The sequence below is a fragment of the Virgibacillus ainsalahensis genome (assembly GCF_055380755.1).
Window position 1 is genome coordinate 958,127 of sequence record NZ_AP043943.1, and the last position, 26,981, is coordinate 985,107.

At 41.1% G+C, this 26,981-nt stretch carries 26 protein-coding genes; 20 read left to right on the forward strand and 6 right to left on the reverse strand.

Features of this window, described 5'->3' with window-relative positions; translation table 11 throughout:
* Positions 1-10: 10 nt before the first annotated feature.
* From glpK to ilvA, 10 genes are all read left to right on the forward strand, one after another.
* Positions 11-1,504: a glycerol kinase GlpK gene (gene glpK / locus ACZ427_RS04430; RefSeq protein WP_461179918.1), complete on the forward strand. Its 1,494-nt coding sequence runs from the start codon at positions 11-13 to the stop codon at positions 1,502-1,504.
* Between the two features lie 305 nt (positions 1,505-1,809).
* Positions 1,810-3,495 (forward strand): dihydroxy-acid dehydratase, encoded by a 1,686-nt coding sequence (gene ilvD / locus ACZ427_RS04435; protein WP_461179917.1) that lies wholly within the window; start codon positions 1,810-1,812, stop codon positions 3,493-3,495.
* A gap of 730 nt (positions 3,496-4,225) precedes the next feature.
* Positions 4,226-5,902 carry a biosynthetic-type acetolactate synthase large subunit gene (ilvB, locus tag ACZ427_RS04440; protein WP_464883571.1) on the forward strand — a complete coding sequence of 559 codons (1,677 nt, stop codon included), beginning with the start codon at positions 4,226-4,228 and terminating at the stop codon, positions 5,900-5,902.
* The gene (ilvN, locus tag ACZ427_RS04445) at positions 5,899-6,417 is read left to right on the forward strand and encodes an acetolactate synthase small subunit (protein WP_461179915.1); all 519 of its coding nucleotides are present in this window, start codon (positions 5,899-5,901) and stop codon (positions 6,415-6,417) included. The genes ilvB and ilvN overlap by 4 nt, the downstream gene beginning before the upstream one ends.
* A gap of 36 nt (positions 6,418-6,453) precedes the next feature.
* Positions 6,454-7,488: a ketol-acid reductoisomerase gene (ilvC, locus tag ACZ427_RS04450; protein ID WP_461179914.1), complete on the forward strand. Its 1,035-nt coding sequence runs from the start codon at positions 6,454-6,456 to the stop codon at positions 7,486-7,488.
* Positions 7,475-9,019, forward strand: a complete 1,545-nt coding sequence (locus ACZ427_RS04455; RefSeq protein ID WP_461179913.1) for a 2-isopropylmalate synthase — start codon at positions 7,475-7,477, stop codon at positions 9,017-9,019. The genes ilvC and ACZ427_RS04455 overlap by 14 nt, the downstream gene beginning before the upstream one ends.
* A gap of 24 nt (positions 9,020-9,043) precedes the next feature.
* Positions 9,044-10,126, forward strand: a complete 1,083-nt coding sequence (leuB, locus tag ACZ427_RS04460) for a 3-isopropylmalate dehydrogenase (protein ID WP_461179912.1) — start codon at positions 9,044-9,046, stop codon at positions 10,124-10,126.
* 36 nt (positions 10,127-10,162) lie between these two features.
* On the forward strand, positions 10,163-11,569 hold the full coding sequence (gene leuC, locus ACZ427_RS04465; protein ID WP_461179911.1) for a 3-isopropylmalate dehydratase large subunit: 1,407 nt from the start codon (positions 10,163-10,165) through the stop codon (positions 11,567-11,569).
* A gap of 14 nt (positions 11,570-11,583) precedes the next feature.
* The gene (gene leuD / locus ACZ427_RS04470) at positions 11,584-12,171 is read left to right on the forward strand and encodes a 3-isopropylmalate dehydratase small subunit (protein WP_461179910.1); all 588 of its coding nucleotides are present in this window, start codon (positions 11,584-11,586) and stop codon (positions 12,169-12,171) included.
* 16 nt (positions 12,172-12,187) lie between these two features.
* Positions 12,188-13,174: a threonine ammonia-lyase gene (gene ilvA, locus ACZ427_RS04475; RefSeq protein ID WP_461179929.1), complete on the forward strand. Its 987-nt coding sequence runs from the start codon at positions 12,188-12,190 to the stop codon at positions 13,172-13,174.
* Between the two features lie 352 nt (positions 13,175-13,526).
* On the opposite strand, the gene ACZ427_RS04480 is transcribed toward ilvA, so the two are convergent.
* Positions 13,527-13,976: an Lrp/AsnC family transcriptional regulator gene (locus tag ACZ427_RS04480; RefSeq protein WP_461179909.1), complete on the reverse strand. Its 450-nt coding sequence runs from the start codon at positions 13,974-13,976 to the stop codon at positions 13,527-13,529.
* 188 nt (positions 13,977-14,164) lie between these two features.
* Between ACZ427_RS04480 and ACZ427_RS04485 the strand changes: the two genes are divergently transcribed.
* Genes ACZ427_RS04485 through ACZ427_RS04495 form a run of 3 tightly spaced genes read left to right on the forward strand, consistent with a single transcriptional unit; the run spans position 14,165 to position 16,912 of the window.
* Entirely contained in the window at positions 14,165-15,778 is a 1,614-nt protein-coding gene (locus ACZ427_RS04485) for a gamma-glutamyltransferase family protein (protein ID WP_461179928.1), read from the forward strand.
* Between the two features lie 34 nt (positions 15,779-15,812).
* Positions 15,813-16,388: a chromate transporter gene (locus ACZ427_RS04490; protein ID WP_461179908.1), complete on the forward strand. Its 576-nt coding sequence runs from the start codon at positions 15,813-15,815 to the stop codon at positions 16,386-16,388.
* On the forward strand, positions 16,385-16,912 hold the full coding sequence (locus tag ACZ427_RS04495; protein WP_461179907.1) for a chromate transporter: 528 nt from the start codon (positions 16,385-16,387) through the stop codon (positions 16,910-16,912). The genes ACZ427_RS04490 and ACZ427_RS04495 overlap by 4 nt, the downstream gene beginning before the upstream one ends.
* 84 nt (positions 16,913-16,996) lie before the next feature.
* Here ACZ427_RS04495 and ACZ427_RS04500 read toward each other — a convergent pair whose 3' ends face one another.
* Positions 16,997-17,782 (reverse strand): HAD family hydrolase, encoded by a 786-nt coding sequence (locus ACZ427_RS04500; RefSeq protein ID WP_461179906.1) that lies wholly within the window; start codon positions 17,780-17,782, stop codon positions 16,997-16,999.
* A 98-nt stretch (positions 17,783-17,880) separates the two neighbouring features.
* On the reverse strand, positions 17,881-18,540 hold the full coding sequence (locus ACZ427_RS04505; protein WP_461179905.1) for a response regulator: 660 nt from the start codon (positions 18,538-18,540) through the stop codon (positions 17,881-17,883).
* 367 nt (positions 18,541-18,907) lie between these two features.
* Here ACZ427_RS04505 and ACZ427_RS04510 point away from each other — a divergent pair, with 367 nt between their 5' ends.
* The gene (locus ACZ427_RS04510; protein WP_461179904.1) at positions 18,908-19,042 is read left to right on the forward strand and encodes an anti-repressor SinI family protein; all 135 of its coding nucleotides are present in this window, start codon (positions 18,908-18,910) and stop codon (positions 19,040-19,042) included.
* A gap of 270 nt (positions 19,043-19,312) precedes the next feature.
* Here the strand turns inward: ACZ427_RS04510 and ACZ427_RS04515 are convergent, their stop codons facing one another.
* The gene (locus ACZ427_RS04515) at positions 19,313-21,010 is read right to left on the reverse strand and encodes a M3 family oligoendopeptidase (protein ID WP_461179903.1); all 1,698 of its coding nucleotides are present in this window, start codon (positions 21,008-21,010) and stop codon (positions 19,313-19,315) included.
* Positions 21,011-21,100: 90 nt separating this feature from the next.
* Between ACZ427_RS04515 and ACZ427_RS04520 the strand changes: the two genes are divergently transcribed.
* The 3 genes from ACZ427_RS04520 to ACZ427_RS04530 all read left to right on the forward strand — a co-directional run bounded on the left by ACZ427_RS04520 (position 21,101) and on the right by ACZ427_RS04530 (position 22,004).
* On the forward strand, positions 21,101-21,394 hold the full coding sequence (locus ACZ427_RS04520; RefSeq protein ID WP_464883534.1) for a DUF2164 domain-containing protein: 294 nt from the start codon (positions 21,101-21,103) through the stop codon (positions 21,392-21,394).
* 26 nt (positions 21,395-21,420) lie between these two features.
* On the forward strand, positions 21,421-21,615 hold the full coding sequence (locus ACZ427_RS04525; protein WP_461179901.1) for a YwbE family protein: 195 nt from the start codon (positions 21,421-21,423) through the stop codon (positions 21,613-21,615).
* A gap of 98 nt (positions 21,616-21,713) precedes the next feature.
* Positions 21,714-22,004 (forward strand): hypothetical protein, encoded by a 291-nt coding sequence (locus ACZ427_RS04530; protein WP_461179900.1) that lies wholly within the window; start codon positions 21,714-21,716, stop codon positions 22,002-22,004.
* A gap of 88 nt (positions 22,005-22,092) precedes the next feature.
* Here ACZ427_RS04530 and ACZ427_RS04535 read toward each other — a convergent pair whose 3' ends face one another.
* Positions 22,093-22,947, reverse strand: coding sequence for a CvfB family protein (locus ACZ427_RS04535; protein WP_461179899.1), 855 nt, complete (start codon positions 22,945-22,947; stop codon positions 22,093-22,095).
* 780 nt (positions 22,948-23,727) lie between these two features.
* On the opposite strand from ACZ427_RS04535, the gene speG reads away from it, so the two are divergent.
* From speG to ACZ427_RS04550, 3 genes are all read left to right on the forward strand, one after another.
* Entirely contained in the window at positions 23,728-24,246 is a 519-nt protein-coding gene (gene speG / locus ACZ427_RS04540) for a spermidine N1-acetyltransferase (RefSeq protein ID WP_461179898.1), read from the forward strand.
* Positions 24,247-24,270: 24 nt separating this feature from the next.
* On the forward strand, positions 24,271-25,170 hold the full coding sequence (locus ACZ427_RS04545; RefSeq protein ID WP_461179897.1) for an AEC family transporter: 900 nt from the start codon (positions 24,271-24,273) through the stop codon (positions 25,168-25,170).
* A gap of 278 nt (positions 25,171-25,448) precedes the next feature.
* Positions 25,449-26,240: an SDR family oxidoreductase gene (locus tag ACZ427_RS04550; RefSeq protein ID WP_461179896.1), complete on the forward strand. Its 792-nt coding sequence runs from the start codon at positions 25,449-25,451 to the stop codon at positions 26,238-26,240.
* On the opposite strand, the gene ytaF is transcribed toward ACZ427_RS04550, so the two are convergent.
* Positions 26,235-26,834: a sporulation membrane protein YtaF gene (gene ytaF / locus ACZ427_RS04555; RefSeq protein ID WP_461179895.1), complete on the reverse strand. Its 600-nt coding sequence runs from the start codon at positions 26,832-26,834 to the stop codon at positions 26,235-26,237. The genes ACZ427_RS04550 and ytaF overlap by 6 nt on opposite strands.
* Positions 26,835-26,981: the final 147 nt, after the last annotated feature.

Consider the following 26,981-nt stretch of genomic DNA (forward strand, 5'->3'; position numbering starts at 1 on the left):
AGATGTTCGCATGAGTGAAAAATATATATTATCAATTGATCAGGGTACAACAAGTTCACGGGCTATTCTTTTTAACCATGACGGTGAAATCGTAGAAACGGCGCAAAAAGAATTTGAACAATTTTTCCCGAAACCAGGCTGGGTGGAACATGATGCAAATGAAATCTGGACATCCGTTTTGGCCTGCATAGCGGATGTTATTCGAAAATCAGATATTGAACCAGATCAAATTGAGGGGATAGGGATAACGAATCAACGCGAAACAACTGTTGTCTGGGATAAGCATACGGGAAGACCGATTCACAAAGCGGTCGTCTGGCAATCCCGGCAAACTGAAGATATCTGTAGAGAACTAACAGAGCAAGGGTATCTGGACATGGTCAAGGAAAAAACCGGATTGCTGATAGATCCGTACTTCTCTGGTACAAAGGTAAAATGGATTCTTGATCATGTAGATGGTGCGAAGGAAAAAGCTGAAAACGGAGACCTGTTATTCGGTACGATGGATACATGGCTTGTATACAAACTTTCTGGTGGAAAAACGCATATAACAGACTATTCCAATGCTTCCAGGACATTGATGTTTAATATTTATGACTTGAAGTGGGATGATGAATTACTGGAGATGCTGGATGTCCCGAAAAGCATGCTGCCAGAAGTCAAACAATCCTCTGAAGTTTATGCGAAGACAGTGAATTATCATTTCTTTGGCCATGAGGTGCCAATCGCAGGGATTGCCGGCGATCAGCAAGCCGCATTATTCGGTCAGGCGTGTTTTGAAAAAGGAATGGCAAAAAACACCTATGGCACAGGAGGATTCATGCTCATGAATACAGGAGAAGAAGGAGTAGAATCTGAGCATGGCCTACTTACCACACTGGCTTGGGGGGTAGACGGAAAAGTGGAATATGCACTGGAAGGAAGCATATTTGTATCTGGATCGGCGATTCAATGGCTTCGTGACGGATTGAAAATCATTGATGATTCCAAACAGAGTGAAGCTTACGCCACGAGTGTCGATTCAACAGATGGCGTCTATATGGTACCGGCATTTGTCGGGCTTGGAACACCTTACTGGGACAGTGAGGCACGCGGATCCTTTTTTGGTATTACACGGGGCACAACGCGCGAACATATTGTACGTGCAACATTGGAGTCACTGGCTTACCAGTCAAAGGATGTTCTTGACGCGATGGTGGAAGACTCGGGAATTGATTTAAAAGCATTGCGAGTGGATGGTGGAGCAGTTAAAAATGAATTTCTGATGCAATTCCAAAGTGACATGGTAGGAGTACCTGTGGAGAGACCGGGTATACAAGAAACAACAGCATTGGGCTCCGCCTATTTAGCAGGATTGGCTGTTGGCTTTTGGAAAGATAAAGATGAAATTGCCAAACAATGGAAGAATGAGAAGACGTTTAACCACAATATGGAAGAAGAACAGCGTAATGAACTGTATGCCGGCTGGAAAAAAGCAGTAGAGGCTGCGAGAGTATTTAAATAATAATACAGATAAAGCCAGACGTGAAACCGTCTGGCTTTATCTGTTCGCCATCCGAATTGAGAAACAATCCGTCATAAATGTTTTAAAGAATCTAAAAATAATTCTACACATGTTGCAAATAATATGATAGAATAATAAAATTATTAGAATTTTAATAGTATACTCCACTATTAAAAAATAAAGTGACATAGTGAGACCGGATTTCCATACGTTAAACAATCCTTTTAAATTTCTAATAAAAATAAATTCATTGAACTCTATGAAAATTAGTCTTATAATAATTCGAAAGAAAGGTGGTAATCTTGATGGAAAAGGATTTACGTATAAAAAGTCATGTATTTGATGGTGTAATGAGATCGCCAAACCGTGCGATGCTACGTGCAGTTGGCTTAACAGATGATGATTTTAAAAAACCAATGATTGGTGTTGCCAGTACATGGAGCGAGGTCACTCCTTGTAATATACATATTGACGATTTGGCAATCAATGCAAAAGAAGGAGTGACAAAGGCTGGAGGAGCTCCGTTAATTTTTAATACAATTACGGTTTCTGATGGAATTTCCATGGGAACGCAAGGGATGCGCTATTCTCTCCCAAGCCGTGACGTCATTGCAGATTCAATCGAGACGGTAGTAGGTGCGGAGAATTTGGATGCTTTTGTAACGATTGGTGCATGTGATAAAAACATTCCGGGCTGTATGATTGCAATTGCAAATGCGGACGTACCAGCTGTTTTTGTCTATGGTGGGACAATTGCCCCGGGTAAGCATAGAGGTAAAGATATTGATCTTGTATCGGTATTTGAAGGGGTAGGAAAACATAATAATGGCGATATCGATGATCAGGAATTAAAGAATATCGAATGCAGCGCATGCCCTGGTGCTGGTGCATGTGGCGGGATGTATACTGCAAACACAATGGCTTCTGCTGTAGAAGCAATGGGGATGAGTCTGCCGGGCAGTGCTTCAAACCCAGCTGAATCTAAAGAAAAGGCAGCAGATGTTGGACAAGCAGGACAAGCGGTTTACAATTTGCTGGAAAAAGGCATTTATCCAAAAGATATCATGACCAAAGAGGCATTTGAAAATGCGATTACTGTTGTTATGGCACTTGGTGGTTCAACAAATGCTATCTTGCATTTGCTTGCAATGGCTCATGCAGCGGAAGTAGATTTAACTATTGAAGATTTCAACCGCATGCAGGAAAAAGTCCCACATCTTGCGGACTTGAAACCGAGCGGTAAATATGTCATGCAGGACCTCCATCGTGTAGGTGGTGTTCAAGCAGTTATGAAACTACTTTATGAAAATGGTTACTTGCATGGAGATTGTCTGACTGTTACGGGTAAAACCGTTGCCGAGAATCTTGCGGATGCTCCAGCACTTGAAGAGGGTCAGGATGTCATTATGCCATTTGACAATCCAAAACGAGCAGACGGTCCGTTAATTGTGCTAAAAGGAAACTTATCACCAACCGGAGCAGTAGCCAAAGTTTCTGGTGTAGAAGTAAAACGACATACAGGTCCTGCGCGTGTATTTGACACGGAGAGGGAAGCAACAGAAGCTGTTATGGATAATAAAATAAACGAGGGGGATGTACTGGTCATTCGTCACGTAGGTCCAAAAGGCGGACCAGGCATGCCGGAAATGCTGTCCATTTCCTCCATCCTGGTCGGAAAAGGCCTTGGTGAAAAAGTTGCTTTATTAACGGACGGCAGATTTTCCGGTGGTACTCATGGACTTGTAGTTGGGCATATTACACCAGAAGCACAAGATGGTGGCCCAATCGCGTTTCTTAAAGAAGGGGATGTCGTAACGATAGACTCCGAGAAAAAGGAAATTTCCATGGAGGTTTCCGATGAGGAACTGAAAAGTCGTCGTGATGATTGGGTAGCACCGCCATTATACAGAAAAGGTGTATTAGGAAAATATGCACATAATGTTTCCTCTGCAGCTCAGGGTGCTGTAACGGATTTTCTGAATAAAGAATAATAACTAAAAAAACTCCAGTCAAACTGGAGTTTTTTTATGATATAGCAAGTATATATTTTTCGTATAAGCTTGTACCGGAGTGATGAAGCCTTTCTTAGTATTTTTAGCGAATTCTGAATTTGTAACATACTTGTAACAAAAATCACGTTGCAAGGCTGTCGAGGGTGTAAACGCATTCATTTTTTTCAATTCATTAAAAGTACTGAAAAACTTTTAAAAAGCTGTTGACCGTTTGCTAAAAACGTTATATGATTATCGACAATATCAATTATTTAAATATTTCAATACGCAAGAAAAATAGTACTGATTTATTAAGTTGAATTTTCGAAATCTTGTATAAAACTTAAGAAAGATTAACTCGACGACGAGAAAAAAAGAACATGAACCTTGTATTTACAGAGATCTGGGGTTGCTGGAAGCCCAGAAATACAAATTGTTCTGACATCATCTCTGAGTGCCAGGTTGAACAGATTGAGGTCTAATTATTCCTGGCCGGGTGCAAGTGCACCTGTTATCAAAATCGGCTGTTAGCAGCCGGTGAGATAGTATTCGTGAGAGTACTGTAAACCTGGGTGGTACCGTGAAAAGAAAGCTCTTTTCTCCCCAATAATTCTGATATTATGCAGATTTATAGGGAGGGAAGGGCTTTTTCTATAAATTTGACTATTAAAGGAGGTATGTAGTAGTGAAAGCTGAAGTAAATCGAGAAGTGGAACCTGTGAACAAAATTATGACTGGTGCGGATCTGCTCATTCAAACTTTGGTGGAAGCGGAAGTAGATACGGTGTTTGGTTATCCAGGTGGTGCTGTTTTACCAATTTATGATGCATTGTATCGAAATGAGACGCCGTTCAAACATATACTGACTCGCCATGAACAAGGGTCTATTCATGCAGCTGAAGGCTATGCACGGGTAACAGGGAAACCTGGGGTAGTTATAGCAACATCAGGGCCAGGTGCGACAAACTTAGTTACCGGAATTACAGACGCCATGATGGATTCACTGCCATTGGTTATTTTCACCGGGCAAGTAGCGAAAAATGTCATCGGAACAGACGCCTTTCAGGAATCGGATGTAATGGCAATCACTACACCGATTACGAAATACAATTATCAGGTAAGCGACGTAAAGGAACTGCCAAGAGTCGTAAATGAAGCATTTCATATTGCTTCAACCGGACGTCCGGGACCAGTTGTTATCGACATACCTAAAAATATATCTCAAGAATTATCCGGTACACCATTTGACAAAAATTTCCATTTACCGGGATATCAGCCGACAATAAAACCTAATCCATTGCAAGTTGTTAAGTTGACAGAGGCATTGAGCAGGGCAAAAAAACCGCTAATACTGGCGGGTGCGGGAGTCGTTTTCTCGAAAGCGTCTGAAGAATTAAAACAATTGGCTGAAAAGTATCAGATTCCGGTTACAAACACCCTGCACGGTTTAGGAAGTTTTCCAGCATCCAACCCGCTGTTTTTGGGAATGGCCGGGATGCACGGGACATACACAGCAAATACAGCCATTTATGAAAGTGATCTATTAATCAATATCGGCGCCAGGTTTGATGACCGTTTGACAGGTAATATCGAGCATTTTGCACCACACGCTAAAGTTGCCCATATTGATATCGACCCGGCGGAAATCGGGAAGAATATTCCAACCGATATTCCTGTTGTAGGAGATGCTAAAAAGGCGATAACAGCATTATTGGATAGATCAATTGAAAACACGGATTACGAAGAATGGATGGAGAAACTGCAAGCAAATAAAAAAGATTATCCATTGTGGTATGAACGCTCCGATGAGTTAATGTCGCCCCAATGGTTGATCGAGCAAGTGTATGAACTTTCAAAAGGTGAAGCAATTGTTACCACAGATGTCGGGCAGCACCAGATGTGGGCAGCACAATTCTATCACTTTAATAAACCAAATCGCTGGGTTACCTCAGGCGGTCTTGGAACAATGGGATTTGGTTTTCCGGCAGCAGTTGGTGCTCAGCTCGGCTGTCCTGATGATCTGGTTGTTTCGATTGTTGGTGATGGAGGATTTCAGATGACGGCCCAGGAACTTTCTGTCATTCAAGAACGAAACCTTCCTGTTAAAGTCATTATCGTAAACAATGAAGCACTCGGGATGGTAAGACAATGGCAGGAAGACTTTTACGAGGAACGCTACTCTGAATCACTTTTATCGGTAAATCCCGACTTTGTAAAACTTGCAGAAAGTTATAATATTCGAGGGATGAGAATCGATAACGAAGCTGATGCAGTTGATGCGCTAAAAGAAGTATTTGCATACGACGGACCGGTTGTCGTGGATTGCCGGGTTGTTCAAAAAACAAGCGTTTATCCAATGATTGCTCCCGGTAAAGGGTTGCATGAAATGATAGGGGTGACAAGATGAAGCGAATCATAACGGCAACTGTTCAGGATCGCGGTGGTGTTTTGAACCGGATTACCGGGATGCTCCATAAACGTCAGTTCAATATAGCCAGTATCTCCGTTGGAAGTTCAGAAACAGAAGGTGTATCCAAGATGACATTTGTCGTTGAGGTAACGGACAGACAGAAGCTGGAACAATTAACAAAACAGCTAAATAAGCAAATTGATGTAATTAAGGTGTCAGATATTACTGACAAGGCAATGGTCGCAAGGGAACTGGCTTTGATTAAGGTAGGCGGCAGCGGCCAATTGCGATCCGAAATTCAAGGAATCATCACACCATTTCGTGCGACCATTATTGATGTCAGCCGGGATAGTCTCACCGTTCAGGTAACAGGTAAACCGGCAAAGGTGGAAGCTTTAATCACATTACTGAAGCCATACGGCATCAAGGAACTGACAAAAACTGGTGTCACGGCATTTCTGAGAGGCCAGCAGCCGCAGCAGGTGACAGAACTTAATTCATTTTCAATCTAAATCTAATAAAACACACAAAAACAGGAGGAATTTACAATGTCAAAAGTACTTTATGAAAAAGATATTCAAAAAGAGGTATTACAAGGAAAGAAAATCGCTATCGTAGGATATGGATCACAGGGACACGCACATGCATTGAATCTTCGTGAAAGCGGCTATGATGTTGTTGTTGGATTAAGACCTGGGAAGTCACAACAAAAAGCGGAAGAAGATGGGTTTAACGTAGAATCTGTTGCAGACGCCGTTAAACAGGCGGATGTCGTGATGGTCTTATTACCGGATGAACATCAAACTGCAGTTTATGAAGAAAGTATCAAACCGAACCTAAAAGCAGGAAACGCAATCGCTTTTGCACATGGGTTTAATATTCATTTCAGTCAGATTGTGCCACCGTCTGATGTCGATGTATTTCTTGTAGCACCAAAAGGGCCTGGACATCTGGTACGCAGAACGTATGAAGAAGGAGCTGGAGTCCCTGCACTATACGGTGTGGAACAGGACGTTAGTGGTAACGCGAAGGAAATTGCACTTGCATATGCACAAGGTATTGGAGCAGCACGTGCTGGAGTTCTTGCAACAAGCTTCCAGGAGGAAACAGAAACTGATTTATTCGGGGAACAGGCAGTACTTTGTGGTGGTCTTACCAGCCTTGTAAAAGCAGGATTCGAAACATTAACGGAAGCAGGATATCAGCCGGAAGTTGCTTATTTTGAATGTTTACATGAAGTGAAATTGATTGTTGATCTGATGTATGAAGGCGGACTGGAGAATATGCGCTATTCCATTTCAGATACTGCACAATGGGGTGACTTTGTATCAGGACCGCGTATTGTGAATGAGGACACGAAAGCACGTATGAAAGATGTTCTTACAGACGTGCAAACAGGTAAATTTGCAAAGGACTGGATTGTTGAGAATCAGGCAAATCGCCCGCAGTTTAATGCAATCAATGCCAGAGAAAACCAACATCCGATCGAAAAAGTTGGAAGGGAGTTACGTGAATTAATGCCTTTTGTCAAACAGCCATTACAAACTAAGCAAAAGGATGTGAAGGAACATGTCAAAAATTAAGATTTTTGATACAACACTTAGGGACGGCGAACAGTCACCTGGAGTCAATTTGAATCAGGCGGAGAAAGTAGAGATTGCCAAACAGCTTGAACGTTTTGGTGTTGACCGGATGGAAGCGGGATTTCCCGCTTCCTCCGAAGGTGATTTTAATGCAGTTAAAACAATTGCAGATACGATTAAAAACACTTCTGTAACAGGGTTGGCAAGAACGGTTAAATCGGATATTGACACTGCCTGGGAGGCATTGAAAGGTGCGGATGAACCGCGCATACACTTATTTTTGGCAACTTCACCCATTCATATGACATATAAATTGAAGCAATCACCCGAACAGGTGATGGAAACAGCCATAGAAATGGTTTCCTATGCTAAAAAGAAATTCCCACAGGTACAATGGTCCGCAGAAGATGCAACTAGATCAGATTGGGATTATTTGGTGCAAATTATTGAGAAGGTGATTGATGCAGGTGCAACGGTTATTAATATACCAGACACCACGGGGTATACAACACCGGAAGAATATGGAAGGTTGTTCCGGCATATTCGCCAAAACGTTCCGAATATTGATCAGGTAGATCTATCCTGTCATTGTCATAATGATTTAGGAATGGCTGTAGCCAATTCGATTGCTGCAGTAGAAAATGGAGCTACCCAGGTGGAAGGAACGATAAATGGGATTGGTGAACGGGCTGGTAACGCCGCGCTGGAAGAAATCGCCGTGGCATTGAAAATACGTTCCGATTACTATCCGTATCAAGCTAATCTTAAATTGAATGAAATCAAACGTACGAGTGATCTTATCGCAAAATTGACTGGTATGTATATTCAGGCAAATAAAGCCATTGTTGGTAGAAATGCTTTTGCTCACGAAGCTGGAATTCATCAGGATGGTGTATTAAAAAATGCATCCACTTATGAAATTATCACACCGGAAATGGTCGGGCTGAATTCGAACACGTTATTCCTGGGAAAACATTCTGGGCGGCATGCATTCAAGGATAAAGTAAATGAGATGGGTGTCGAATTAACAGACGATGAATTGAAAGAAGCATTCAACCAATTTAAGCAGCTGACTGACCATAAAAGGGAAGTGACAGATGATGATATCTACACAATTTTGATGGAAATTAAAACAGATACATCTGCTGTGAACAAATATGAAATGAAAATGTTCCAGGTTCAATATGGAACAGCTAATGTACCAACAGCGACGGTTGTCCTTACTACGCCGGAAGGTAAAACGGTGGAAACAGCACGGACCGGACAGGGAAGTGTGGAAGCTTTATATAAGACGATGGATGAGCTTATTGAAGAAGAGCTGAAACTGGTTGACTACCAGCTGAACTCAGTAGGCGGTGGAAAGGACGCACTTGCCGAATCCCACGTACAACTTGTTGTCAATGGGGAAGTTGTCAATGGAAGAGGTTCTGCTCAGGACGTCATCGAAGCCTCAGCCAACGCATTTCTAAATGCGGTGAACCGCTATATTATCCATCAGAATTCTGTTACGAAAGAAGAAGTCGTAAAATAATAAGTTGAATGAGGAGAAGCGCTTATGGATAAACAAATTATTCTACTTCCGGGTGATGGTGTAGGCAAAGAAATTATGGAATCGGCAACGTATGTATTAAATACGATAGCCAGTGAGTATGGCCATAACTTCGGGTATCATGAACATGCCATCGGTGGCGATGCGATTGATAATTATGGCTCGCCGCTACCGGAAGAGACTATCAAAGCATGCCAGCAAGCAGATGCCGTATTACTAGGTGCAGTTGGAGGGCCGAAATGGGATACTAATCCACCTCATCTGAGACCGGAAAAGGGATTGCTTGGCATCCGGAAAACGCTTGGATTATTTGCCAACCTTAGACCGGTTAAGGGTTTTGCTCCATTGCTCCATGCTTCCCCTTTGAAAGAAGAGGTCATTAATGGCAGTGATATCCTGATTATTCGTGAATTGACAAGCGGACTTTATTTCGGACAGCCAAGTGAGCGTCGTGAAAATGGAAATGTTGTCGTCGATACACTTTATTATGAGCGTGAAGAAATGGAACGGATTATTGATAAAGCATTTCAAAGTGCAAAAATCAGAAATAAATTTCTGACATCTGTCGATAAAGCGAATGTTCTCGAATCCAGTCGAATGTGGCGTGAAATTGTTGATGAAAAAGCAAAAGATTATCCGGATGTTACAGTAGAGCATTTACTTGTGGACGCGGCCGCTATGAAACTCATTACCAATCCTGACCATTTTGATACAATTGTAACTGAAAATTTATTTGGTGACATTTTAAGTGACGAAGCTTCGGTATTAACAGGATCCCTTGGGATGCTTCCAACTGCCAGTATTCGATCAGATAGTGTAGGCTTGTATGAACCGGTTCATGGTTCTGCACCGGATATTGCCGGAGAAGGGATTGCTAATCCGTTAGGCATGATTCTGTCTGTCGCATTAATGCTGAGACATTCTTTTCAGCTGGAAGAGGAAGCCAATGAAATCGAAAGAGCTGTTAATGAATGTTTGGAACAGGGATATTATACTGCAGATTTGCATATTAATGATGGCAAGCAGGTGGGAACTAAAGAAATTACAGAAGTTGTAGTGAAAAATATTACTACAAAAGCTTTTCAATAGAATTTGAAGCAGTCTAAATTGATGGAGGTGTGATGAATGGGAAAACCCGAAACCATTATTGAGAAAATTTGGAAGAAACATGTGGTTCATCAAGAAGAAGGAAAACCGGATCTATTATATATTGATCAGCATTTAATACATGAAGTAACATCTCCACAGGCTTTTGAAGGGTTACGCCTGAATAACCGTAAAGTCCGCCGTCCAGATTTGACATATGCAACAATGGATCATAATGTTCCCACAAAAAACAGGGATGTTATAGAGGACCAGATTTCCAAAAAGCAAATGGAAACATTGCGGGAAAATTGTGAAGAATATGGAATCAAACTTGCTGATATGTTTCACCCTGACCAGGGGATTGTTCATGTTATTGGACCACAGCTTGGATTGACCCAGCCGGGAAAAACAATTGTCTGTGGGGACAGTCATACTTCGACCCACGGAGCATTTGGGGCTTTGGCTTTTGGGATCGGTACAAGTGAAGTAGAGCATGTCCTGGCAACGCAAACTATCTCGCAGGAGCGTCCGAAAACATTAAATGTCCAAGTAGAAGGCGAATTGGGACCTGGTGTCACAGCAAAGGATCTAATCCTTGCCATTATTTCCAAATTTGGTGTGAAATTCGGTACCGGATATGTTATGGAATATACAGGCGAAGCGATTCGCAACTTGTCTATGGAAGGACGCATGACGATTTGTAATATGTCGATTGAGGGTGGTGCAAGAGCGGGATTGATAAGCCCTGATCAAAAGACCGTTGATTATTTGGAAGGCAGAGAGTATGTACCAAGTGGAGAAGCATTCAAAGAAACAGCTGAAACTTGGCTTTCTCTTGCAACAGACGAAGGTGCGGTTTATGATAAAACTGTCACCATTAATGCGGAAGAAATTGAGCCGCAAGTATCGTGGGGGACAAATCCTGGAATGTGTCTGCCGGTAAGTGCTTCTACTCCTGTTTTGAGTGAAGTAGATCATAAGGAAGATGTAGAGCGAGCACTCGAATATATGGGGCTGGAAGAGAATCAGCCGATTACTTCGATTGAAATCGATCATGTCTTCATCGGTTCCTGTACGAATTCCCGTTTCAGCGACCTGCAAAAAGCAGCGGGCATTATCGAGGGAAAAAAGGTTAAAGATGGGATAAGGGCAATTGTTGTGCCGGGCTCATTTAGTGTAAAACTGCAAGCAGAAAAAGCAGGAATCGATACAATCTTTAAAGATGCAGGTTTTGAATGGCGTGAATCCGGATGTAGCATGTGTTTGGCAATGAATGATGATGTCGTTCCACCGGAAGGCAGATGTGCATCCACATCCAACCGTAACTTTGAAGGAAGACAGGGTAATGGTGCGCGAACTCACCTTGTCAGTCCGGAAATGGCAGCAGCAGCGGCTGTCGAAGGGCATTTCGTGGACGTCCGTAAATTTGCCGGAGTAATGAACTAGGAGGTGCAAGTCAGATGGAAGCAATAGAGCAGCATAAAGGGTTGGTTTATCCATTAGACCGCTCAAATGTCGATACCGATCAGATTATCCCAAAACAATTTTTAAAACGAATTGAACGGACCGGCTTTGGCCAATTTTTGTTTTATAATTGGCGCTTTGACAATGACGGGAATAAAAGGGATGATTTTGAATTAGATAAGCCGAAATATAACGGTGCATCCATTCTTCTAGGGGGAGAAAACTTTGGCTGCGGTTCTTCCAGGGAACATGCACCTTGGGCATTATTGGATTATGGCTTTAAAGTGATTATCGCTCCAAGTTTCGCGGATATTTTTTACAATAATGCATTAAAAAATGGAATTATTCCAATCAAAATGGATGAGGAACAGTTAAACATCTGGATGGAAAGCGCAGAGCAAGGCTCCCTTGTTTTAGAGGTTGATTTAAAAGGCCAGACCATTACAGATGAAACGCAACAGGAAGTTCATTTTGACATCCCGGAATACCACAAAGAGAAACTTCTTAACGGCTGGGATGAAATTGCCCTGACACTACTACAGGAAGACAAAATTGCTGCATACGAAAAATTAACAGCAAAATAATGAGGAGAGTGACCTAATTGGGGATTGCTTAACAGGTGAACAGGTATATACAGCGTGGCAGCGTTTAAAGCCTATTGTTCACCAAACACCTTTACTGACATCAGTAACGACAGACGAATTAGTTGGGAAAAATGTCTATTGTAAAATGGAAAACCAACAAAAAACAGGAGCATTTAAGTTTAGAGGTGCAAGTAATAAACTAATGCAATTATCGAAGGAACAATTGAAAAAGGGAGTTATCACTGCTTCAGCAGGAAATCATGCCCAGGGGGTTGCCCACGCGGCAGCGAAATTGGGTGTCAAAGCTACCATCTTTATGGGTGAAAAAACTCCACTCGCAAAAGTAAATGCAACAAGAAACTATGGTGCTGACGTCGTTCTCACTGGTGAAAGTTTTCAGGAAGCATATGAAGCCTCCCTGGAAAGAAAAATGAAAACCGGAGCGGAGTATATCCATCCATTTGACGACCATGATGTGATGGCAGGCCAAGGTACAATGGCACTGGAAATGCTCAGACAGGAAGATCGAATGGATACAATTCTCGTACCGATTGGTGGTGGTGGACTGATCAGCGGGATAGCAGTTGCAGCCAAATATGCCAACACCAATATAAAGGTTATTGGCGTTCAGGCAAGCGGTGCTGCTGCAATACATGATAGCTATCATAATGGCCGTGTGAAAAATCTGAAGTCTGTTTCTACAATTGCTGAGGGGATTGCAGTAAAACAACCAGGGAAACATACACTGCCAATTATACGAGATTATGTTGATGACATAGTTACCGTCACAGATGAAGAAATATCTGCTGCCATCGTCTATATGCTTGAACGTAATAAGACATTGATGGAAGGTGCTGGTGCAGCAGCATTGGCGGCATTATTTGCACATAATAATAAAATTAAATCAAGGCATTGTGGCGTCATCGTTAGCGGAGGAAACCTGGATATTGGAACACTGTCAACTATTCAAGGGCTAGCCGAAACGGTGCATCATAGTGCTTGAAAAGCATTAGAAAAAAGCTGAAGTTCATATGAACTTCAGCTTTTTTCTAATAAGTAAATAAAGTATATAAATTTAGTAGTATATATTTTGGTTACAATATAAGTCACGTCCAGTTCCAGCGTCTACCCCGCCTGAGGTCTTAAGTAAGAACTCCCTCATGAGCTAGGACGCGCATGTTGAGTTCTTACTTAAAGCTATGCCTTAGGGTGACCAAGGCGCCTCAATCTTTTGTTCGCAGTTAAGAAAGCATAAAACTTCCTTACTGCATACGTGCGGGCTTTGGTTTTATCGCCATAAAAGTTTGGCGAAAAGCCAAGTTTTCTAATCAATATTTTTCAAGTCACATCGGATGTTACAGCTTATAACCATTCCGGCTTTTAAACCGCTTCAAGATAACGGAACTCTCCACCCTTGTTATTCCATCAACCGCATAGAGTTCATTATTGATAAATACTTCCAGCATCTGAAAATCCTCAACTAACACATGCATATGCAGGGTACTTGGACCGGTCATTTGATAGATACTGGCAACATTCGGATTATCAGCCAGGTTTTGTGCGACTTGCTGCAATTGCTTTGGCTCCACATCCACTTCAAAGAAGGCAGATACTTTTTTTCCGGCCTTTTCCGAGTTGATAACAACTGTAAACTTCTCAATAATTCCACTTTCTTTCAAACTTTGAATGCGATCTTTCACAGCAACACGGGACAAGCCGACTTTCTCCGCTAATTCAACATAGGATATACGGCCATCGTCCGCTAAGATGTCCAATAATTTCTTATCTATTTGATCGTATTTCATCTTATTGACTCCTCGAACAGTTTATTTCCTTATTATAGCACAAAAAGAAAGTAATTATAACAAAATACATTTAAAATGAAAGTAATATATCTTAAATACTTTATAATTGTATTGACAAAATCCTGTTTCTTTTGTAATATATTATACAATTCTAAAAAATAATAATTAGCGAAGGAGCGGGGGATATGATGGAGTCCTTAAAAAATCAATCTTATCCGTATGCAGTCACTCGTCATTCAGCCTACGCAAGTAAAGGTATGGTTGCCACGTCCCAGCCACTTGCAGCACAGGCTGGGCTGGAGATACTGAAAAAAGGAGGAAATGCAATTGATGCCGCCATTGCAACAGCAGCATGTCTGACTGTTGTGGAACCAACTTCCAATGGGATTGGAGGCGATGCGTTCGCGCTTGTGTGGACAAAAGGCAAACTGCACGGTTTAAATGGAAGTGGCAGGTCTCCGAAAAATATCTCGATTGAAAAAGTGAAGGAAGCTGGCCATGAAGAGCTTCCGGTACATGGCTGGACACCTGTAACGGTTCCTGGTGCTCCTGGAGCTTGGGTGGAACTTTCCGAAGCATTTGGGAAACTGCCATTGACAGAGGTGTTGGAGCCAGCGATAACCTATGCAAAAGAGGGGTATCCAATTACACGTACATTAGGTGCATTCTGGAACAAAGCGTATGAGAGCTTTCATAATAATTTGACCGATGATGTCTTTAAAAACTGGTTTCAAACATTTGCTCCAAAAGGCCGTGCGCCGAAAGTGGGGGAGATTTGGTCCTCACCAGATCATGCAAAGACATTGCAGGAGATTGCTGATACAAAGGCACAATCCTTTTATCACGGAGAATTAGCTGATAAAATTGCTGCTTTTTCAAAAGAATATGATGGCTATTTAACAAAAGAAGATCTAATGACACATCAGTCGGAGTGGGTGAAACCAATCAACGTGGATTATCGCGGGTACAAGGTGTGGGAAATCCCACCGAATGGACAGGGGATTGTTGCTTTACAGGCCCTTAATATCTTAAAAGGCTTTACATTTGAAGAAAAAGAAGCGTTAGATACATACCATAAACAAATTGAAGCTATTAAACTGGCATTTTCTGATGCACAGGAACACGTAACGGAAGAAAGTGAGATGCGATATACAACGGATGATCTGTTAAAGGAAACCTATGCCAAGCAGCGAAGAGCACTGATTACCGATGTTGCTGGACAGCCGGAAGCGGGTGAACCAACCGCAAGTGGGACGGTTTATTTGGCAGCTGCAGATAATGAAGGAAATATGGTTTCCTTCATCCAGAGCAATTATATGGGATTTGGATCTGGTTTGGTCGTTCCGGGTACAGGAATAGCTTTACAGAATCGTGGGCATAATTTTTCCATGGACCCAAGCCATATGAACGCATTGGCTGGTGGGAAAAAAACTTATCATACGATAATCCCTGGATTTTTGACGAAGGGAGACCAGCCAGTTGGACCATTTGGTGTCATGGGGGGATTTATGCAGCCACAGGGACATGTGCAGGTGGTGATGAATACAATCGATTTCAGGCTAAACCCACAGTCAGCATTGGACGCACCGCGTTGGCAGTGGATGAAGGATAAAACCGTGGAAGTAGAGCATCGTTTCGCTCATCATCTTGCCAAGGGACTCTCGGAAAAAGGGCACGATATACGGATTCAACTGGAACCGAACAATTTCGGCCGTGGCCAAATTATCTGGCGTGACCCAAAAACAGGTGTACTCGTCGGAGGAACCGAGTCCAGGACAGATGGTACGATTGCAACATGGTAATTTTCCTAAAAGGGTTTAAAAGGATAAGTGATTTATGAAAACACAATGGAATATTTTTATTGCTTTTTTTCGTGTTGGTATGCTTGGATTTGGTGGTGGGCCAGCATCAATTCCGCTTATTCATAAGGAAGTTGTGGATAAATATAAATGGATGGACGCGGAAGAATTCGGCGACCTGATTGCACTCTCAAATACCTTGCCCGGTCCGATTGCAACGAAACTCGCTGGATATATCGGCTATCGTGTGTCAGGAGTATGGGGGCTGTTATGGGCGGTATTCGCAACCATTATCCCTACCATCGTTTTAATGATTGTATTATTAACGTCTCTTTCTTCGATTAAAGATTTTGATTGGGTGCAAGGAATGACGGCAGCCGTTGTGCCAGTAGTCGGGATGATGCTGGCAATGTTAACCTGGCAATTCATAAATAAAGCTGGAAAAGGTTTGGGCTGGATGCAGGCAATTATTCTGGGAATTGTCATTTTTACGCTTCTTCAACTTTTTAATGTCCATCCGGGAATTATTATTGCCGTATTACTGATAATTGCTTTGCTGATTAGAGATAAGCCAATGCGCACTTTCGGAGATAAAGAGGGTGATTCCCGATGATTTATTGGCAGATATTCCTGGCATTTTTCATTCCGGGAATTCTCGGCTATGGTGGAGGGCCCGCGTCCATCCCGCTGGTAGAAAATGAAGTGGTAAAGCGTTATGAATGGATGACGGTACAAGAATTCAGTGAAGTGCTGGCATTTGGAAACTCACTGCCGGGACCAATTGCCACGAAAATGGCCGGATATATCGGCTATGAAGTAGGTGGAGTACTCGGAGCGGTCGTTGGCGTATTTGCAACAGTTGCACCTTCTCTCATTATTATGATTCTATTACTCAGTGTGCTGATGAAGTATAAGCATTCACCAAAAGTAAGAAGACTGACGGCGTTTGTCCAGCCGGTCATCGCTATTTTGCTTGGTTTGATGGCATGGCGTTTTTTCATAGATTCATATGATGGAATCGGTTTTTGGCAGACAGCTACGCTGACGATTGTAAGCTTCTTCCTCATCGAACGCCTGAAAATTCATCCGGCATTTGTAATTGTTGGCGCATTTGTGTATGGCGGCCTCGTTCTGTAAACTTATCTAAAAACAGCGATGACCTCTTTTATAAAGGAGGCATCGCTGTTTTGTTAGCAGTAATGATTATGACTGCGAATAGAGCTATCTCACCAATCCCAGTTTCTTCAACCCATTAAAAATTCCGGAATCACTAACAGAAGTTGTTGTATGTTTAGCAAATTCGAAAAGGTCCGGATGGGCATTCTCCATGGCAAAACCTTCACCAACTGCTTGAAGCATTTCCTTATCATTCATTCCGTCACCGAAAGCAATGGCCTGCTCTTTTGGTATATTTAGTCGCTTCAAAACGGTTGTTACCGCTTCGCCCTTGTTTACATTTTTCCGAATGATATCCTGTGCTGCCTGAATACCATCCACATTTACCACAGAAAGGCGGATATTTAGGTCAATTTCATAAAGGGCCGCTTGTGAAGGTTCTACATTAAGTAAGGTAATACCGATAATCTCGTCCATCACATCATTCCTAAACAGTTCATTTTTCTTTAGTTGAAAAATTTCATTGAATCTTTTAACGAAGGGATGGTCAAGAGAGGTGAAATAATTTTTTCCGTTTGTATATAAAACCATTTCATGATTATTCTCCCTGGCGATTTCCAAAAATTGCTCAACGTTTTCTTTCGACATTGGTTCATCTACAATCGTCTCATCCTGGTATAGGGCATATGCCCCATTATATCCAATATAGGAATCGACTCCCAAATCTTTAGACAGATCTTCTATTTCATGAAGCGGCCTGCCTGTTGCAATAAATACTTCAATACCTTGTTCTTTCAATTGATCAATTGCATCCTTTGTTGAATTTGTATACGTATGGTCCGGTTTTAGAATCGTCCCGTCAATATCCAGAAATACTGCTTTATATGTCATGTTGTTCTCCTTTGTTCAAATAATAATAATATCCATCGTCTATTCTAGCATAAAGCAATGAAACTAAGGAATCATTAACATGGAGTTTTACAGGACGCTTATTCTGAAACGTTCTCTTCCAATAGTTTGATTGCTTCTCTACGGGTACGCACACCAAGTTTTTTATATAAGGAAGTGATATAATTTTTTACTGTACCAATGGACAGGTATAATTCGGTGGCAATTTCTTCGTTTGTTAATCGATTCATAATAAAAAAAGCAAGCTCTTTTTCACGTTTGGATAGAGGGAAATTCTGGCTATCCCATTTGTAATCCATGGTGTATCCAGACTCTTGACTGCTGTTAAATAGTTTTGCAATGGATTCACCTGCAAATGTAGGCATTGGGATTTTATTTTGTGTTACATCCCAAATCGCCTGTATAATCTGTTCGGTTTCCCAGTCTTTTAATAAGTATCCGTTCGCGCCATTGGCAATTGCTCTGATGACATCCTCTCCGCTTGTGTGGGAGGATGTCATGAGAATCATAATATCAGGATATTCTTGCTTAATTTGTTTGGTGGTCTCAATGCCATTCATGATTGGCATATGTACATCCATCAACATAATATGCGGCTGTTTTTTTGCTAATGTTAATGCTTCACGTCCATTGTTTGCTGTACCGATTACTTGAAAGCCTTCCTGCAGGTCCAGGATTGTTCGTAAACCATCCACCATTAAAGGTTGGTCATCGATTATAGCGATTGTAAGTTTCTCCATCTGTTTACGTCCTTTCTCCCGAGATATATTCCTGACAGTTACGAAAATATAAATTATTCCTCCTTGCATCATTTTGAGAATAAGCATATTAAATGTTAATAAATTCAGATATTTATAATAGGTATATTCTATCATATAAAATTATGAACAGTAAGACAGATTCATGTATTGACATCCCTTTTCATCCGTTTACATGGAGGGGTTTTTGTCGAATATTGTCTCGTGACTTTTGTTGTGACCTTTATGACCTTGTAGTTCTTTTGGATTATCGTATATACTGAATTGGAAAATAGAAACAGCTCGTTTATTTTTCTGGGGAGAGGCTGTATAGGGGAAAGTTCTCATAAAATGAAAAGAGAGGAGTAACATGGAAACAATGGCAAATGATGACGAATGGGTGAAGCTGGTGCTTGAAGCAAGGCGTATTGGACTTACCATCGAAGAAATTCGCCAGTTCCTGTCAGAGGCAGCTGAAGGAAGAGAAAAAGAAATAGTTAAATAAATATAGGTAAATAGGGTAATCAACTGTAAAAGAATTGCGAACAGGTTCCATTTGTTTAAGCAATTCTTTTATTTTTTTAGCAGTTAAGAAACCAGCATGGTGGCTAAGAGCATGTCGCCACCATCTATAATGAAAACAGCTGATGTAACCAAAAGGCTGTTCTCTCAAAGATATGGGACTGCGATTACTCGCCCCACCGAAAAGACTTGTCGCTTTTGACTCAAAAGATATAAAAGACCGCACACGACTCAAAGTGTACGGCCTTTATATTTATAATGCCTGATCATCCACAGATTCAAGCCATTCTTCAATTGTATCGACAACAGATTCAACGGTTCCTTCTTTGAATGGAGAGGTGAGTTTTGCAGATTCCACCAGCCCCAGGAAAGATTTTGACCCACCAAGTTTACACAGGTTCAGGTAATCCCTCCAGGCTTCTTCATAATTTTCACGGGATCTCTTCCAGAATTGGAAGGCGCATATCTGTGCAAGCGTATAGTCAATATAATAGAATGGATCTTCATAGATATGTCCCTGACGTTGCCAGAATCCGCCTTCTTCCAAATAGGAGATTCCGTCATAATCGCGATGCGGCAAGTAGATTTCCTCCAATTTTTTCCACGCCTCTTTACGTTCATCCGGTGTCCATTCCGGATTCTCATAAACTAGGTGCTGGAATTCATCGACACAGACACCATATGGGATGAACTGCAAGCCATCAGCCAAATGTGCATATTTATATTTATCTGTTTCTTCCTTGAAAAATAATTCCATCCACGGCCAGGTGAAAAATTCCATGCTCATTGAATGAATTTCCGCAGCCTCGCTTGTCGGAATCAGATATTCCGGAATCCCTATATTTCTGCTGGAATAAAACTGGAAGGCATGTCCTGCTTCATGTGTCAGTACATCAATATCTGCTGACGTTCCATTAAAGTTTGAGAAAATAAATGGAGATTGGTAATCTTCAATGAATGTGCAATATCCGCCAGCTTCTTTTCCTTTCTTCGCTTCAAGATCCATCAAGTTGCGATCAAGCATAAAATGGAAAAATTCATTCGTTTCCTCAGATAATTCCTCGTACATTTTCCTGCCGTTTTCGATAATCCATTCTGGTGACCCTTTGGGCTGTGCGTTACCGCTTTTAAATTTAAAATTCTCATCATAGAATTTTAAAGTGTCCACACCAATTCGGTCTGCCTGTTTTTCATATAGTTTCGTTACAAGCGGAACAATCATGTTACGCACCTGTTTACGGAAATCGGTAACCATAGCTGCATCGTAATCAATCCGCTCCATTCGGATATAGCCGAGCTCTGTGAAGTTTTTATATCCGAGTGTTGTTGCTATTTGATGGCGGATTTTTACCAATTGATCGTAAATATCATCAAATTTGGCTGCATGGTTTGCAAAAAATCCTGCGCTTGCCTCAACAGCTTGCTTCCGGGTAGTACGGTCCTTATTTTGGGTGAACGGGGAGAGTTGTGCAAGGGTATAGGTTTCTCCCTGAAATTCCACTTCTGCCGATGCCACCAATTTGGAATATTCGGATGTGAGCTTGTTTTCTTGTTGTAACAGTTCGATCACTTCATGTGAAAATGACTTGATACTAAAATCCGCAATATGGAAGAGCTGGGAGCCCCAGCTTGCTTCAAGCTCTTTGCGATATGGCGATTTAACCAATGCTTTATAAAATTGGGTATTTAATGCTGTCAATTCAGGTTCTAATTCATCAAAATAATCACGTTCTTTTTGATAGAACGCATCATTTGTATCAATGGAGGCACGAATATAAACCAGATTCCCCATCGTGTTCAACCGATTACGAAAGGCGTTCATTCCTTCCATCGCTTTTGACGCTTCCTTGACCGACCCGGCAGCTGTGAATCGATCGAGCAATACGGCGAATTTCTCCTGCTCACTCTCCAGGTCAGGTCGTTCATATGTATAATTTTCAAATGTTTGCATAATTAATTCCTCCTCCAACATGTATTTCGACATTTCATGTAAAAATCCTTTCTCCTATCTTACAGGTGATTCGAGTTAGCGATATGGAATTTGTCTGATTGCCATCCTGTATTCTATAATGGACAGAAGGAAAAAACGTACAGAAATGGGGATGACATGAAACCAAAGTTTGAATTAACGAAGGAACAGAAGGATGATATGACAGGTGCAATCAAAGGTTATTTTGAAAAAGAGCGGGACGAGATGATTGGGGATTTGGCGGCAGTTTTGCTGCTGGAGTTTTTCATGGAAGAACTTGCTCCAATGTTCTATAATTTAGGTGTGGAAGACAGTCATCGTTTCATGGCTGAAAAACTTGATGACCTATTTGAAATCCAAAAATAAATAAACCAATATGAAGGAGATGCAGTATGGGAGTTGATGGCAGATACCGGAAAAATATCCATCCCGGTTTGGAAGTGCATATCGTGTTGAAAAAGGATCAGCGAACAGGGAAAACAACAAAGGGTATCGTAAAAGATATTCTGACAAACTCGAGTTTCCATCCACATGGTATAAAAGTAAGGATGGAAGATAGGCAGGTGGGAAGAGTACATCATTCATAAATCGAATAATCTGAGGTATGGAAAAAGTCACGGTTTAATTGACTTTATTTGGATTCGATTTTATACTATAGAAAGCGTTATATTATTTTACGAGGTGAATGATCATGATACAATCGGTGTTTACAATTGGGGTAATTTTAACTGCAGTACTAGTAGTTCTCGGTTTATTCCTTTCTAAAACGCTTGCCAAAGAGTCTAGGGTAGGGTACTATCCATGTGTCTTTTCCGCATTTGTCGGCATATTATTGATTCTGACAGGTTCCATAATGGATAAGGTGGATATTATGGGAGCAGGCCTTGGTGGCTGGGGAATTGCATTTATGTTTGCAGCAGCGATAGGCTTTGTTATTACTTCCATTTTCGATGCTTATGCAAATGCAGAAGCTTAAGTGATGTGAAAAGAGCGAGGGAATCGCTCTTTTTTTATTTGGTTGTTTCATTAAAAAATCCGCAGAAATGGTTTCTGCGGATTTTAATTCATTTCAAATACGTATTCCCATCACGCTGTTCTATTTTTCCTTCTTTCATCAGTTTACCGAGTGCGCGTTTGAAAGCGGCTTTACTGATAAGAAATGTACCCCGGATATCTTCGGGATCACTTTTGTCACTAAATGGAATCTGTCCGCCACTTTCTTTGAGTCGTGCTAAAATAGCTTCGGCATCTTCACCCATGCTATGTTTTTTAAGTGGACGCAGTGAGACATTTAGAGTGCCGTCTTCTTTTACATCAATGACACGGCCATGGACAAGTTCACCAAGACGCGGTTCTTCTTTCCGCTCCGTGTAATGAATAAAACCACGATAATCATCATCTGTTATAATCGCTGAACCTTCACGACTTGTATGATAGACAGTGCCAGTAATCGGTTTATTCAGCAATTCTTCCGGTGCCAACTCAATTTCCCTTGCGATAATCCCTTCAGTTGCGGGAAGCGCGAGCAGACGCCCTTTTTGGTCTATTCCCAATGTGATAAAAAGCCAGTCACCAGTTTCAGGCCACACATCTTCAAATAATGGCAAGTCGTCTGTGGACACAAGTATTTCTTTCGATGTTCCAATGTTGACAAAGGCACCTAATTTCGGAATCACTTCCACTACTTCCGCCCATCCATATTCATCCATCACGATTGTCGGCAGTTTTGTTGTAGCAATCATCTGGCTTTTTTTATCAAGATATAGAAATACCTCAATATCCTGATCAATTTCTAATTCTTTCTCTGTTTCATTATGATGTAAAAGCACTTCCTGCATATCCTTTTTCAACACATAGCCCGTTTCAATTTTCCTTAGTACGTTCAGTGTTTGGATGGTGCCGGCCTGTAGTTGATTCATGTTAAAACCCTCTTTCATAATTGTATATGTATTGGAAAAGGGGTACCCCTACTATAAGAGTACCCCTTTAATTTCTAAAGTAACACATAAGTTTTATATTCATTTTAATCCCGATTTTTTTCGGGTGGGAAATTTTATCTTTCAATTTCACTTTACCGCGGTACATGTTCCACAAGTCACAACATAGCAACGATTGGATTGTGACTTTCTAACTTAAGCAACGTAAGCCCTACCTGCTCTTACATCCTTGCGGCCCTTTAGCCGCGCCAGTGTGAATAAGCATCTTTTTTTCTAAAAGATTACGTAGAATGCCAGAGTTACTTATTTGCTACTTCTTTGTTAACTTTACAATAATCTCATAAAATTCATCGCTTGTCAACTTTTCATGCGTGTACCAGTTGAAATAGATTGAGTATACGTAAACATTTATGCTAAGATTAAGTTTTAAAGAAGGCTTTTTCGTAAAAGCATTTTCAAGGTGTCTTGCATTTTAAGCAGCTTAGAATCGCTTTCTGTTTAAGTAAAAAAAATCCATAAAACATAATTTCCTTGAAGTTTTATCCGTACAAAAGAACACCGCTCCCAGCGAAGTATTCTGCCGAAGCGATTGTATAGAGCTGATTCAAAAGGAATGGAAGAAAGCAAAACCACGATAAAGTTAGATGTCGCACTATATGGTTTTTGTGTCAAAGTAACATTTCTTTTCAATGGGGTGAGTAATCGCAGTCCAAACTATTAGAAAACAGTCTTCATGAAAGTTTTGAAAAGGGGGGATAGGCATTGAGTGAACAATTAGGACTTCGTACATTGGAAAAAGAAGATTTGGAATTCATACATAAGCTGAATAATAATGCGGAGATTATGTCGTATTGGTTTGAAGAGCCTTATAAATCGATGGCAGTGCTGAAGGATACTTTTGATAAAAACATGGACAACCCGCATAAAAGACAATTTATCCTCTATAAGAATGAAGAAAAACTGGGGTTGGTTGAATTGGTATCGATTGATTATATTCACCGAAAAGCTGAATTTACCATCATCATCGATCCCGAGCATCAAGGAAAAGGCTATGCAGGGACTGCAACACGTCTTGCCACTGACTATGCTTTCTCGCATTTGAATTTACATAAGTTGTATTTAATTGTAGATAAAATAAATGAAAAAGCCATTCATATTTACAAAAAGTGCGGGTTCGAGGTGGAAGCAGAACTAAGGGATGAGTTTTTTGTAAATGGTATGTATCACGATGCTATATTAATGTGTATGTTTAAAGAAAATTATAGGAAGATGAACGGATAGTTTCATCGTTTTGGAGATGTCATCATGAGTTTATTTTTTAATGTTATTTTACCAATTATCGCAGTGTTTGCTACAGGTTTTATACTACAACGGATACGGATTTCCGATGTGAAAACATTATCAACGGTTACGATCTATATACTGACACCTTCGCTCGTGTTCGTAAATCTGTCGGAGGCCGATTTTGATAGAGGTTATTTAATTATTGTTATTTTTATGCTCGTTTTATTTTTCATCATCGTTTTTCTCAATAAAATACTGGCACGTATTTTCAAATGGTCGCCTTCTGTAGAAAGTGCGTCCATCTTATCAAGCGGATTTATGAATTCCGGGAATTACGGGCTTCCGGTTGTCCTGTTTAGTGTGGGGAATGCTGCCTTACCGTATGCAGTATTCATTATGGTAGTACAGTCAATGATGAATAATTTTTTTGGTGTGTATTATGCATCACGAAGTACAAGCGGGATGAAGCGATCATTGCTTAATATATTGAAAATGCCTGCAACCTATGCAGCGATTCTGGCTTTTATGTTCCAGGGGTTTTCATGGGGACCGCTTCCTGAATCCATCCATTCCACCTTATCTATGGTAGGGAACGCAGCTATTCCTGTTATGATGATTATGCTTGGTATGCAGCTTGCTTCGATTACATCACTTCGAGTGAATTGGCAGGTCATTGCTTCATCTGTCACATTGAAAATGGTCATCTCACCAATTATTGCGTTTGGGTTTGTTTCCCTTGTTGATGTGGATCCGATAATTGCCTCTGTCATTATCATCATCTCGGCGATGCCAACTGCAGCCACTACAACGATGTATGCAATCGAATTTGATACCGAGCCGGATCTTGTGTCGAGTATAACATTGGTAGGTACATTAATTAGTATTTTATCATTGACGGTGTTACTGAACCTCATTGCATAAATTCTGCAGCATGTTTTCAATCAGGAACTTCCGGGTAACTTATAGTATTGAGCGGGATTTCTTATGAAAGGATGAAAATGATGCTACGTACGATTTTAATGATTATTGGTGCTATTGTTGTGATTGGATTTATTCTTTCGCTGCTGTAAAAAGCTATATAGGTACATTTGTTTTAAAAATCCGAATTCTGCCTTATGATAATAGTAGGGTTGAATTTGGATTTTTTTAGTGGTTTAGAAAGTGCAAAACTATTGATAACTCAAAAAGGAGTGTTGATATTGGATCTTGAATTAAAAGGGAAATCAGTCATTGTAACAGCTGCGAGCAAAGGGCTTGGCAGGGCTGTCGCCTTAGAGTTTGCAAGGGAAGGAGCGCATGTCCTGATCAGCAGTAGAAATGAGGAAGCGCTTGAGGGGGCAGTGAAAGCGATAAAGGAGGAAACAGGAAACAGCAATATTGATTTTGCAGTGTGTGATATGAAACAACCGAAACAAATCAAACAGTTGGTGGATAAGGCAGTGGCTTGGAATGGAGGGGTGGATGTCCTAATTAACAACGCCGGGGGCCCGCCAGCAGGAAAGTTTATGGATATGGCAGATGAGGACTGGTACCATGCATTTGAATTGAACTTACTCAGTTTTGTTCGTACCATTCGGGAAGCTGTTCCATACATGAAGAAACAAAAATATGGACATATCGTAAACCTTGCTTCTTCTTCCATTAAGCAAACACTTGATAATCTTGTGCTATCCAATACGATGCGGCCGGGGATTGCAGGATTGGCCAAGACATTGTCTCAGGAACTTGGAGAGGACAATATTTTGATAAATACAGTTGGTCCGGGAACAATTGAAACAGATCGAATCATGGAACTTAACCAGTCCAAAGCAGACATTCAAGGGGACACACCGGAAACCATCAAAAAAGAAGCGCAACAACAGATACCGATGAAGCGATATGGAGAACCACATGAGTTTGCCAAAGCGATTGTATTTCTGGCATCCGGAGCGAATACCTATATTACAGGACAATCACTGATTGTGGATGGTGGTTTGGTTAAGGCATTATAAAATATTGGAAATACCAATGGCAATCAATAGAACTGGTGGAAGGAAGACCATTTGCCGGAGCTTTTTGTTTTTTGCCAATAGAGCTCCTGTTTGAATACCGCAAAACACGAATAATCCGCTCATCAAGGCAATGAGTATAGCGGTAAGCACAGGGGAATAGCCTAACATCGATGCCCCAATTCCTGCTCCGAATGCATCCAGTGCCAATGCCGCCCCAAGTAGAACAGCTTCGCCGGGAGAAATGATACCTGAGTGATCGATGTCCGCTTTGTCCGGTGTTGTCAGGACAGTCGTCCATATGTTTTGGTTTTTCTTCGTCTCTTTCTCCGGCCGGATGATAGAATAGAGGGAGAAGAGGCCAAGAAAAATTAAGATGCTTCCACCGAGTATTTTTGTCATGTCGGGAGAAATAATGTAGCCCAGCATCTGTCCGATTGTCATTGCCAATAATACAATAATCCCGGAGCATAACATGATAATCGCTAATGCGATGATTGGAACACGGATTTTTCGCAGCCCATAAGTTACTCCTACACTAAAACCATCTAAACTTACGGCAATGACTAATAAAAATAATCCGATATAATAGGCCATAACATCAATTCCTTCAAATAATTTCTAGGTTAGTGTATGGTACAGTGCTATAGGGTGTGCGTGAGCAGAAGAAGGGAATAACAACAATCTTTACGAAAAGAGTCTTGCGAGAAGAGCCTTTATGATAAAATAGAATTAGATGTTTCT

Bases quoted from the DNA above. Each gene is read 5' to 3' on its own strand.
- ilvB (WP_464883571.1), top strand. From the start codon at position 4,226: ATGACTGGTGCGGATCTGCTCATTCAAACTTTGGTGGAAGCGGAAGTA.
- ACZ427_RS04510 (WP_461179904.1), top strand. From the start codon at position 18,908: ATGGAAACAATGGCAAATGATGACGAATGGGTGAAGCTGGTGCTTGAA.
- ACZ427_RS04455 (WP_461179913.1), top strand. From the start codon at position 7,475: ATGTCAAAAATTAAGATTTTTGATACAACACTTAGGGACGGCGAACAG.
- ACZ427_RS04480 (WP_461179909.1), bottom strand. From the start codon at position 13,976: ATGAAATACGATCAAATAGATAAGAAATTATTGGACATCTTAGCGGAC.
- ilvC (WP_461179914.1), top strand. From the start codon at position 6,454: ATGTCAAAAGTACTTTATGAAAAAGATATTCAAAAAGAGGTATTACAA.
- ACZ427_RS04490 (WP_461179908.1), top strand. From the start codon at position 15,813: ATGAAAACACAATGGAATATTTTTATTGCTTTTTTTCGTGTTGGTATG.
- ilvN (WP_461179915.1), top strand. From the start codon at position 5,899: ATGAAGCGAATCATAACGGCAACTGTTCAGGATCGCGGTGGTGTTTTG.
- ACZ427_RS04505 (WP_461179905.1), bottom strand. From the start codon at position 18,540: ATGGAGAAACTTACAATCGCTATAATCGATGACCAACCTTTAATGGTG.
- ACZ427_RS04495 (WP_461179907.1), top strand. From the start codon at position 16,385: ATGATTTATTGGCAGATATTCCTGGCATTTTTCATTCCGGGAATTCTC.
- ACZ427_RS04535 (WP_461179899.1), bottom strand. From the start codon at position 22,947: ATGAATCAACTACAGGCCGGCACCATCCAAACACTGAACGTACTAAGG.
- ACZ427_RS04530 (WP_461179900.1), top strand. From the start codon at position 21,714: ATGATCATGATACAATCGGTGTTTACAATTGGGGTAATTTTAACTGCA.
- glpK (WP_461179918.1), top strand. From the start codon at position 11: ATGAGTGAAAAATATATATTATCAATTGATCAGGGTACAACAAGTTCA.
- ACZ427_RS04525 (WP_461179901.1), top strand. From the start codon at position 21,421: ATGGGAGTTGATGGCAGATACCGGAAAAATATCCATCCCGGTTTGGAA.
- ACZ427_RS04515 (WP_461179903.1), bottom strand. From the start codon at position 21,010: ATGCAAACATTTGAAAATTATACATATGAACGACCTGACCTGGAGAGT.
- ytaF (WP_461179895.1), bottom strand. From the start codon at position 26,834: ATGGCCTATTATATCGGATTATTTTTATTAGTCATTGCCGTAAGTTTA.
- ilvD (WP_461179917.1), top strand. From the start codon at position 1,810: ATGGAAAAGGATTTACGTATAAAAAGTCATGTATTTGATGGTGTAATG.
- ACZ427_RS04500 (WP_461179906.1), bottom strand. From the start codon at position 17,782: ATGACATATAAAGCAGTATTTCTGGATATTGACGGGACGATTCTAAAA.
- ACZ427_RS04485 (WP_461179928.1), top strand. From the start codon at position 14,165: ATGGAGTCCTTAAAAAATCAATCTTATCCGTATGCAGTCACTCGTCAT.
- leuD (WP_461179910.1), top strand. From the start codon at position 11,584: ATGGAAGCAATAGAGCAGCATAAAGGGTTGGTTTATCCATTAGACCGC.
- ACZ427_RS04545 (WP_461179897.1), top strand. From the start codon at position 24,271: ATGAGTTTATTTTTTAATGTTATTTTACCAATTATCGCAGTGTTTGCT.
- leuB (WP_461179912.1), top strand. From the start codon at position 9,044: ATGGATAAACAAATTATTCTACTTCCGGGTGATGGTGTAGGCAAAGAA.
- leuC (WP_461179911.1), top strand. From the start codon at position 10,163: ATGGGAAAACCCGAAACCATTATTGAGAAAATTTGGAAGAAACATGTG.